The organism is Xenorhabdus hominickii, assembly GCF_002632725.1.
In the GTDB taxonomy this organism is placed as follows: Bacteria; Pseudomonadota; Gammaproteobacteria; order Enterobacterales; family Enterobacteriaceae; genus Xenorhabdus; species Xenorhabdus hominickii.
Window position 1 is genome coordinate 172479 of record NZ_NJAI01000005.1, and the last position, 3226, is coordinate 175704.

2 rRNA genes are annotated in these 3226 nt (G+C 53.3%); both read right to left on the bottom strand.

The features are described 5' to 3' along the window. Window position 1: 1 nt before the first annotated feature. Window positions 2–117, bottom strand: a 5S ribosomal RNA gene (gene rrf / locus Xhom_RS49010). 78 nt (window positions 118–195) lie between these two features. Next, window positions 196–3105 (bottom strand): 23S ribosomal RNA (locus tag Xhom_RS49015). Window positions 3106–3226 lie beyond the last annotated feature (121 nt).

The window sequence follows — 3226 nt, forward strand, 5'->3', positions numbered from 1 at the left end:
TGTCTGGCAGTTCCCTACTCTCACATGGGGAGACCCCACACTACCATCGGCGCTACGGCGTTTCACTGCTGAGTTCGGCATGGGGTCAGGTGGGACCACCGCGCTATTGCCGCCAGACAAATTCTGTTTCTCATCTCGAACAAGCTGATTAGTCTCTGAAACTGCTCTCTCACCCCAAAACACCTTCGGTGTTGTCAGGTTAAGCCGCACGGTTCATTAGTACTGGTTAGCTCAACGTCTCGCAACGCTTACACACCCAGCCTATCTACGTCCTCGTCTCGAACGTTCCTTTAGTGTCCTCTAGGGACAAGGGAAGACTCATCTCAAGGCAAGTTTCCCGCTTAGATGCTTTCAGCGGTTATCTCTTCCGCACTTAGCTACCGGGCAGTGCCATTGGCATGACAACCCGAACACCAGTGGTGCGTCCACTCCGGTCCTCTCGTACTAGGAGCAGCCCCTTTCAATCTTCCAACGCCCACGGCAGATAGGGACCGAACTGTCTCACGACGTTCTAAACCCAGCTCGCGTACCACTTTAAACGGCGAACAGCCGTACCCTTGGGACCTACTTCAGCCCCAGGATGTGATGAGCCGACATCGAGGTGCCAAACACCGCCGTCGATATGAACTCTTGGGCGGTATCAGCCTGTTATCCCCGGAGTACCTTTTATCCGTTGAGCGATGGCCCTTCCATTCAGAACCACCGGATCACTATGACCTACTTTCGTACCTGCTCGAGCTGTCACTCTCGCAGTCAAGCTAGCTTATGCCATTGCACTAACCTCACGATGTCCGACCGTGATTAGCTAACCTTCGTGCTCCTCCGTTACGCTTTGGGAGGAGACCGCCCCAGTCAAACTACCCACCAGACACTGTCCGCAACCCGGTTCACGGGCCTACGTTAGAACATCAAACATTCAAGGGTGGTATTTCAAGGTTGGCTCCATGCAGACTGGCGTCCACACTTCTCAGCCTCCCACCTATCCTACACATCAAGGCTCAAGGTTCAGTGTCAAGCTATAGTAAAGGTTCACGGGGTCTTTCCGTCTTGCCGCGGGTACACTGCATCTTCACAGCGAGTTCAATTTCACTGAGTCTCGGGTGGAGACAGCCTGGCCATCATTACGCCATTCGTGCAGGTCGGAACTTACCCGACAAGGAATTTCGCTACCTTAGGACCGTTATAGTTACGGCCGCCGTTTACTGGGGCTTCGATCAAGAGCTTCTCCTTACGGATAACCCCATCAATTAACCTTCCAGCACCGGGCAGGCGTCACACCGTATACGTCCACTTTCGTGTTTGCACAGTGCTGTGTTTTTATTAAACAGTTGCAGCCAGCTGGTATCTGCGACTGGCCTCGGCTCCAAGAGCGTGTCTTTTCACCTAACGCCAGCGTGCCTTCTCCCGAAGTTACGGCACCATTTTGCCTAGTTCCTTCACCCGAGTTCTCTCAAGCGCCTGAGTATTCTCTACCTGACCACCTGTGTCGGTTTGGGGTACGATTCAATGTTACCTGGAGCTTAGAGGCTTTTCCTGGAAGCGGGGCATCAGCTACTTCAGCACCGTAGTGCCTCGTTATCACGCCTCAGTGTTAACAGAAGAACGGATTTACCAATTCTTCCCACCTACACGCTTAAACCGGGACAACCGTCGCCCGGCCAGCCTAGCCTTCTCCGTCCCCCCTTCGCAGTAACACCGAGTACGGGAATATTAACCCGTTTCCCATCGACTACGCCTTTCGGCCTCGCCTTAGGGGTCGACTCACCCTGCCCCGATTAACGTTGGACAGGAACCCTTGGTCTTCCGGCGAGCGGGTTTTTCACCCGCTTTATCGTTACTTATGTCAGCATTCGCACTTCTGATACCTCCAGCATGCCTCACAGCACACCTTCGCAGGCTTACAGAACGCTCCCCTACCCAACAACACCTGAGTGTCGCTGCCGCAGCTTCGGTGCATGGTTTAGCCCCGTTACATCTTCCGCGCAGGCCGACTCGACCAGTGAGCTATTACGCTTTCTTTAAATGATGGCTGCTTCTAAGCCAACATCCTGGCTGTCTGAGCCTTCCCACTTCGTTTCCCACTTAACCATGACTTGGGGACCTTAGCTGGCGGTCTGGGTTGTTTCCCTCTTCACGACGGACGTTAGCACCCGCCGTGTGTCTCCCGTGATAACATTCTTCGGTATTCGCAGTTTGCATCGGGTTGGTAAGTCGGGATGACCCCCTAGCCGAAACAGTGCTCTACCCCCGAAGATGAATTCACGAGGCGCTACCTAAATAGCTTTCGGGGAGAACCAGCTATCTCCCGGTTTGATTGGCCTTTCACCCCCAGCCACAAGTCATCCGCTAATTTTTCAACATTAGTCGGTTCGGTCCTCCAGTTAGTGTTACCCAACCTTCAACCTGCCCATGGCTAGATCACCGGGTTTCGGGTCTATACCCTGCAACTTAACGCCCAGTTAAGACTCGGTTTCCCTGCGGCTCCCCTATACGGTTAACCTTGCTACAGAATATAAGTCGCTGACCCATTATACAAAAGGTACGCAGTCACCCTGATAAATCAAGGCTCCCACTGCTTGTACGTACACGGTTTCAGGTTCTGTTTCACTCCCCTCGCCGGGGTTCTTTTCGCCTTTCCCTCACGGTACTGGTTCACTATCGGTCAGTCAGGAGTATTTAGCCTTGGAGGATGGTCCCCCCATGTTCAGACAGGATACCACGTGTCCCGCCCTACTCGTCGAACTCACACCACCTGCGTCTTCAGATACGGGGCTATCACCCTTTACTGCCGGCCTTTCCAGACCGTTCTCCTGACGCGGATGCTGATGTTGGTTCTGGGCTGCTCCCCGTTCGCTCGCCGCTACTGGGGGAATCTCGGTTGATTTCTTTTCCTCGGGGTACTGAGATGTTTCAGTTCCCCCGGTTCGCCTCATTAACCTATGAATTCAGTTAATGATAGTGCAACGGATTGCACTGGGTTTCCCCATTCGGGTATCGCCGGTTATTGCGGTTCATATCACCTTACCGGCGCTTATCGCAGATTAGCACGCCCTTCATCGCCTCTGACTGCCTAGGCATCCACCGTGTACGCTTAGTCGCTTAACCTCACAACCCGAAGGTGTCTTCGGACTGGAGTGATTGAGAGACTCCTCAATACTGCCGCCTTAGCGCGGTTACAGTACTGATTGTTTCAAATTTTCAGCTTGTTCCAGATTGTTAAAGAGCA